At 67.6% G+C, this 6,670-nt stretch carries 5 protein-coding genes; 4 read left to right on the top strand and 1 reads right to left on the bottom strand.

The window, feature by feature from the left end; translation table 11 throughout:
• Positions 1–28: 28 nt before the first annotated feature.
• A complete protein-coding gene (locus tag ACZ1DY_RS20830; protein ID WP_465485442.1) occupies positions 29–1,372 on the bottom strand; it encodes a lysine N(6)-hydroxylase/L-ornithine N(5)-oxygenase family protein in 1,344 nt (447 codons plus the stop codon).
• Positions 1,373–1,509: 137 nt separating this feature from the next.
• Between ACZ1DY_RS20830 and ACZ1DY_RS20825 the strand changes: the two genes are divergently transcribed.
• The 4 genes from ACZ1DY_RS20825 (at position 1,510) to ACZ1DY_RS20810 (ending at position 6,663) form a co-directional block, all read left to right on the top strand.
• The gene (locus ACZ1DY_RS20825; RefSeq protein ID WP_457954833.1) at positions 1,510–2,457 is read left to right on the top strand and encodes a methionyl-tRNA formyltransferase; all 948 of its coding nucleotides are present in this window, start codon (positions 1,510–1,512) and stop codon (positions 2,455–2,457) included.
• Between the two features lie 33 nt (positions 2,458–2,490).
• Positions 2,491–2,928, top strand: a complete 438-nt coding sequence (locus ACZ1DY_RS20820) for a PPOX class F420-dependent oxidoreductase (protein ID WP_465485441.1) — start codon at positions 2,491–2,493, stop codon at positions 2,926–2,928.
• A 231-nt stretch (positions 2,929–3,159) separates the two neighbouring features.
• Positions 3,160–5,265: an alpha-galactosidase gene (locus tag ACZ1DY_RS20815; RefSeq protein ID WP_465485440.1), complete on the top strand. Its 2,106-nt coding sequence runs from the start codon at positions 3,160–3,162 to the stop codon at positions 5,263–5,265.
• Between the two features lie 126 nt (positions 5,266–5,391).
• Complete coding sequence (locus ACZ1DY_RS20810) at positions 5,392–6,663, top strand: extracellular solute-binding protein (protein WP_465485439.1); 1,272 nt, start codon at positions 5,392–5,394, stop codon at positions 6,661–6,663.
• Positions 6,664–6,670 lie beyond the last annotated feature (7 nt).

Genomic DNA, 6,670 nt, shown 5'->3' with positions numbered 1-6,670 from the left:
GTTCAATGCTTTCGGGATCGTCCGTGCCTCAGGCGGGCCCGGTCCCGCTCACCGCGTACTCGGGCCGGGACGCGCCCGCGGCGCGGCGGTCCACAATGGACTGAAGGATCTCGCCGACCCGGACGGCGGTGTTGGACAGCAGCGACGACGTGATGCCGTGCGTGTGTTCGGTGCCGCCCTGGAGGTAGATCCCGCCGTCCAGCGGCGGCTCGGTGACGATCCGGTAGTCGCGTTCGACCCGGAGCCTGCCCTCGTCGTCACGCAGGCAGGCCGACGCCAGCTCACCGAGCAACGGTGTCGGGTCGGCCGGGCTGTACCCGGTGGCGTACACGACGAAATCGGCGTCGAGCCGGGTCCGCTCCCCCGTCTCCAGCGCTTCGACGGTGACCCGCACTTCGGAGCCGGTGTCGGTGACCTCGGTGGGGCGGGAGACGTTGATGAGCTTCAGCCGCTCGATCCCCTGCACCTTCTCGCGGTAGACGCGCCGGTACAGCTCGTCGATGAGCTCGATGTCCACGGCCGAATAGTTGGTCGCGCCGTGGTAGCGCATCAGGCGGTCCTTGACCGCTTCCGGCGCTTCGTAGAAACGCCCGACCGCCTCGGGGTCGAAGATCCGGTTCGCGAACGCGCTGTCGTCGGCCGGGCTGTAGCCGTACCGCGCGAACACCGCGCACACCTCGGCCCGCGGGAAGCGGTCGTGCAGCAGCGCGCTCACCTCGGCCGCGCTCTGGCCGGCGCCGACGACGACGAACCGGCGCGGCTCCTCGACGGCCATGCCTTCGAGCCGGTGAAGGAGTTCGCTGTTGTGCCAGATCCGTGTGCCCGGCGTCACACCTTCGGGGAGGTTCGGCCGCAGTCCGGTGCCCATCACCAGATTGCGGGCGCGCAGGTTCACCAGTTCGCCGTCGGTGCGGGCGTGCACGTCGAAGAACACGATCTCGTCGCCGTCGAACACCGGCGTGACGGAGAGCACTTCGGTGCCATAGGAAACCAGGTCGTCGACCTTTTCCGCGGCCCATTCGAAGTAGTCGTGGAACTCGATCCGCAACGGGAACAGGTTCTTGTGGTTGATGAAGTCGACCAAGCGGTCCTTACTGTGCAAATACGACAGGAAGCTGAACGAACTCGTCGGGTTCCGCATCGTCGCCAGGTCCTTGAGGAAGGAGACCTGCATGGTCGCGTTGTCGATCAACATCCCGCGGTGCCAGCCGAAACGCGCCTGGCGCTCGAGGAAGTGGGCGGTGACGGTCCCGGCCCCCGGCGCGGCGTTGTGCTCGGTGACCGCGATGGCGAGCGCGAGGTTCGAGGGACCGAACCCGACCCCGACCACGTCGTAGACCGGAACCCGTTCACCGACCACTGCTCGTGCCATCTTGAACCCCTAGCGCGGCTCAGCCGCATCTCGGTACTTCGTTACAAAGACCAGGGAACCCTAACCTAAGTTAGGTGAGGCTCAACTAGTACTTTCAGTGGTGATGTTCATCCCTCGACCAGGAGGAGGCCGGTCCCATGCGGGTCGCCATGTTCGGATACCAGACCTGGGGACACCGCACCCTGCGGGCGTTGATCGACGCGGGCCACGATGTCGCCCTCGTCGTCACCCACCCGAAGAGTGACCACGCCTACGAGAAGATCTGGTCCGACTCCGTCGCGGACCTCGCCGAGGCCAATGGGATCCGCGCGCTGCTGCGGCAGCGTCCCGACGACGCGGAACTGCTGGCGGAGCTCAAGGAAGCCGACCTCGACCTGATCGTCGCCAACAACTGGCGCACCTGGCTGCCGCCCGAGATCTTCGAGATGCCGCGGTACGGCACGCTGAACGTCCACGACTCGCTGCTGCCCGCCTACGCCGGCTTCTCGCCGCTGATCTGGGCGCTCATCAACGGCGAGAAGGAGGTGGGCCTCACCGCCCACATGATGGACGCCGACCTCGACGCGGGCGACATCGTGCTCCAGCGCTCCGTGCCGGTCGGTCCGAAGGACACGACGACCGATCTGTTCCATCGGACGGTCGACCTCATCGCGCCGATCACGACCGAGGCCATCGAGCTGATCGCGAGCGGGGACTACACGCCGGTCAAGCAGGACCGGTCGAAGGCCAGCTTCTTCCACAAGCGTGCCCTTGAGGACAGCCTCATCGACTGGTCCTGGCCCGCCGAGGAGATCGAGCGGCTGGTGCGTGCGCAGTCCGACCCGTACCCCAACGCCTTCACCTACCACCGAGGGAAGCAGCTGCGCGTGATCCGTTCTTCGGTTTCGGTGGGTCACTACGGCGGCACTCCCGGCCGGATCTTCATCCGTGAGGGTGAAGGTGTCGTGATCGTCGCCGGTCCGGAGGCGCGCCGGGGCAGGTCGCACGGCCTGGTCGTCGAGCGGGTCCGGACCGAGGACGGCACCGAACTCGCCGCCAACGACTATTTCCGCTCGATGGGTGGTTATCTCACCTCGCGGCCCTAGGGTGTACCCACGGTTCGACCTGGAGGGAACGTCATGCCGGAGAAGATGACCGACGAGCAACGCCGCGCCTTCCTCGCCGAAGGCACCCGCACCGCCGTCTTCGCGACGGTCCGCCCGGACGGCAGGCCGCACGCGGTCCCGGTCTGGTTCGCCCTCGACGGGGACGACATCCTGGTCAACCTCGGCGCGGACTCCGTCAAAGGCAAGGCGCTCAAGGAGAATCCGCGCGTCTCGGTGGTCGCCGACGACCCGGCTCCGCCCTACTCGTTCGTGAGTGTGGAAGGTGTCGCGGAGATCGTCTCGGACCCGGACGACGTCCGTGCGGGTTCGGAGTCGATCGCGCGGCGGTACCTCGGCGAAGCGGGGCAGGAGGCCATCGACGGCTGGCTCGCCTACGCGACTTCTCCGGGGAAGGTGATCGTGCGGGTGCGGCCTGAGCGTTTCGTGGCGATCGCGAAGGTCGGCGGCTGAGGTCGCTTCGGTCTCGACACCGCGCTTGCCCGCCAGAGTCCGCGTGAAGGACTCTCCCTTCACACCTTGCCCAGTACATGAAGGCCCCCTTCCTTGCGCCTAGGTACAGGAAGGGGACCTTCATGTACCTAGGCGAGCTCTCGTGATCCGAAACCGCCACTCGCGGGACCTGATGTACCGCCGAGCGGGAGCCCGCTGGCCGCCGCCACCGTCCGGCGCCAGGATGGCCCCGTGGCCGAGATCGTTTTCGACGAGAACACCCGTTCCTGGCTCATCAGCACGGCATCCACGAGTTACGCGCTCAGGCTGACCGAGGACGACACGCCCTCCCACGTCTACTGGGGCCCCGCGCTCACCGCCGGCCAGGTCGCCGACATCCTCCCCCGGACGAAGGAACGCTGGGACGCCTTCAACGATCCCAACGAGGGACTCGACGAACTCGCGGCCGACGGCGGCACCCGGTATTGGACCCCTGCCCTCCAGGTCCGGTTCGCCGACGGGACCCGGGCCCTCGAATGGCGCTACCTCGGCCACGACATCGACGGCGGACAGCTGCGCGTCCGCTTCCGCGATCGCCACTACCCCCTCCGGATCACGCTCGGCTACCGCGTCCCGGAAGGCACCGACGTCATCGAGCGCTGGACCGAACTCGGTCACGACGGCCCGGACGGCCCGATCGAGATCATCCGGGCCGACTCGGCGACCTGGGTCGTGCCGGACCGGCCGGACCACCGGATCAGCCACGTCACCGGCCGGTGGGCAGCCGAGAGCCAGCTGCTCCGCGAGCCTGTCCCCCACGGCGAAACGACGTTCGTGAGCAGGCGCGGCATCACGAGTCATCACGCCAATCCGTGGGTGATGCTCGACGACGGCGAGACGACCGAGCGGCACGGCGAGGTCTACAGCGCCGTACTCGCGTGGAGCGGTTCATGGCGCATCACCACCACCCGCTCGTCCGCCGGCCGCCTCACGGTGACCGGCGGGTTCGGCCAAGACGGCGTCGTCCCCCGGCTCGCGCCCGGCGACACGCTCACCACACCGGTTTTCGCCGGGTTGTACACCGACGGCGGATTCGGCGCCGCGAGCCGCGCCTGGCACGCCTACACGGGCGGCCACGTCCTCCCGCATCCCGGCGAACTCCGGCCGGTGCTCTACAACTCCTGGGAGGCAACGGGTTTCGACGTCACCGAGGCCGGGCAACTCGCGCTGGCGCACAAGGCCGCGGCGCTCGGCGTGGAGTTGTTCGTGGTGGACGACGGCTGGTTCGGCGCCCGGAACGGCGACCACGCCGGCCTGGGCGACTGGCAGGTCAACCGGGACAAGTTCCCCGGCGGTCTCGAACCCCTCGTCCGGGAAGTTCACGAGCTCGGCATGAAGTTCGGGCTCTGGGTCGAACCGGAGATGGTCAATCCGGACAGCGAGCTCCACCGCGCCCACCCCGACTGGGTCCTCCACCATCCACATCGGACACGGTCGGAACTCCGGCGGCAGCTGGTGCTCAACTTCGCGCGACCGGACGTCGCCGAGTGGGCCTTCGGCACACTCGACTCCCTCGTCGGCACGAACGGGATCGACTTCCTGAAATGGGACATGAACCGCCCGTTCAGCGAAGCGGGCTGGCCCGCCGACAGCGATCCGGACCGGCTGTGGGTGGAGCACACCCACTCGGTCTACGCGATCATGGACCGCCTGCGTGCCCGCCATCCCGGGCTGCGGATCGAGGCGTGCAGCGGCGGTGGCGGCCGGATCGACCTCGGGATCATGGCCAGGACGGATCAGGTCTGGACTTCCGACAACACCGACGCGCTCGACCGGCTCGTCATCCAGCACGGCTACGGCCAGGTGTACCCGGCGCGCGCGATGTCGGCGTGGGTCACCGACGATCCCAACTTCGTCACCCGGCGGTCCACACCGCTGCGCTTCCGGTTCCACGTCGCGATGGCGGGGGTGCTCGGCATCGGCGGCGACATCGTGAGGTGGTCCGAGGAGGATCTGGACCACGCGCGCGAACAGATCGCGCTGTACAAGGAGATCCGGCCGATCGTGCAGCACGGCAGGCTCCACCGTCTCGTGCCGCCTGGCACCGACGGCGTCTCCGCGCTGCAGTACGTGGCGGCCGACGGCGGACGCGCGGTGGTGTTCGTGTTCCGGCAAGCGGCACATTTCCACACTCACGAACGACCGCTCCGGCTCGACGGTCTCGACCCCTCGGCCCGCTACCGCGACGAGGACACCGGAAAGGTGTGGCACGGGGCCTCGCTCCTGGCACACGGCCTGTTCCCTGGTCTTCCGGAGGGCGATTTCGCCAGCGTCTTGATCCGGTTGACGAAGCTCTGAGCACCCCGATAGATCAGATGTATAGCCTGTTTTCGCCCGGCCAGAGTCCGATAGGCCGCTTGACATCCCCCTAGACATCCGATCGAATGCCGTCGTCCAGGAGACCGCGAGAAGGGTGACTGGGGCATGAGAAGGTCCTTCGCGTTGGGAGTCGCGCTACTCCTCGCCGCGAGCCTCACCGGATGCACCGTCGGCGGCGGGACGAACGCCTCGGGAAACGAGATCACCTTCCTGACGTTCGAGACGCCGAACCTCCCACCGTCCTATTGGGACTCCGCCATCAAACGCGTCACGGACCGCGATCCCGGCCTGAGCGTGAAGAAACTCGTAGCCCCGTCGACCGACCGCACCGGCTACGCCAAGCAGCTGCTGCAGTCCGGCCAGTTCCCCGACGTCGCGATCGCCGTCGACTCCGCCGGGTTCGCCGAATCGGGCAACCTCTACGCGTGGACGCCCGAGGAGCTCAAGGACTTCCAGTTCCCCGCGGCCAACCCGATCAAGGGCGGCCACCACCAGCTGCCCGCCAACACCCAGACCATCCCGCCGATCTACTACAACAAAAAGCTCTTCGCCGACGCCGGGATCACGTCGGCACCGAAGACGTGGAACGAACTCCTCGCCGCGTCGGAGAAACTGAAGACGAAGGGCATCACTCCGTTCACCATCGGCGGCGGCAAGGAAGGGTTCCCGTCCGCGATGCTGCTGGACGGCCTGGTCAGCGTCGACGTCTACGGCAGGACACCGGACTGGCTTTCCCAGCGGCGGGCCGACAAGGTCAAGTTCACCGATCCGGCGTTCCAGCAGGCGTTCGGCAAGTTCGCCGACCTGGTGGCCAAGGGCTACCTCGACAAGACCCAGGTCTCACGGGACTACTCGGCGACCGAGGCGGCCTTCCTCAACGGCGAGGGCGCGATGTACCCGATGGGTAACTGGTTCGCCGCCAGCGCCGACGCCAAGAAGCCGCCGTTCGAGATCGGCGTCTTCAACTTCCCTTCCGAGGACGGGAAACTCGTGGTTCCCGCGTACACCGGTGGCGGCATCGTCGTCAACGCCAAGTCGCGGAACCTCGACGCGGCAAGGAAGTTCGCGCTCGCGTTCCAGCTCGACAAGGAGCAGATCGACGCCTCGGTCCGGGCCGACGGCCTGTTTCCCGCGATCAAGGGTTACACGCCGCCCACCGATGTCGGCCCGGTTTTCAAGGCGGGCTACGACCTTTACCAGGAAGCCGTCGCGAAGAACGCGGTCGTGAACGCCTTCAGCTGGGAGACCGCGGACGACGGGCTCCTGCCGGGGATGAAGGACAAGGTCTACCAGGCCGCGCAGGACGTCATCACCGGCCGCAAGACGGTGGCCGACGCGTGCGCGTTCCTGGACACCGAATGGGCGAAGGCGCGCTGACACCACG

It is taken from the genome of Amycolatopsis sp. PSD-21, from assembly GCF_055561455.1.
The sequence above is the reverse complement of the archived record's forward strand: the minus strand, read 5'-3'. Positions and strand labels throughout refer to the sequence as shown.

Bases quoted from the DNA above. Each gene is read 5' to 3' on its own strand.
- ACZ1DY_RS20810 (WP_465485439.1), top strand. From the start codon at position 5,392: ATGAGAAGGTCCTTCGCGTTGGGAGTCGCGCTACTCCTCGCCGCGAGC.
- ACZ1DY_RS20825 (WP_457954833.1), top strand. From the start codon at position 1,510: ATGCGGGTCGCCATGTTCGGATACCAGACCTGGGGACACCGCACCCTG.
- ACZ1DY_RS20830 (WP_465485442.1), bottom strand. From the start codon at position 1,372: ATGGCACGAGCAGTGGTCGGTGAACGGGTTCCGGTCTACGACGTGGTC.
- ACZ1DY_RS20820 (WP_465485441.1), top strand. From the start codon at position 2,491: ATGCCGGAGAAGATGACCGACGAGCAACGCCGCGCCTTCCTCGCCGAA.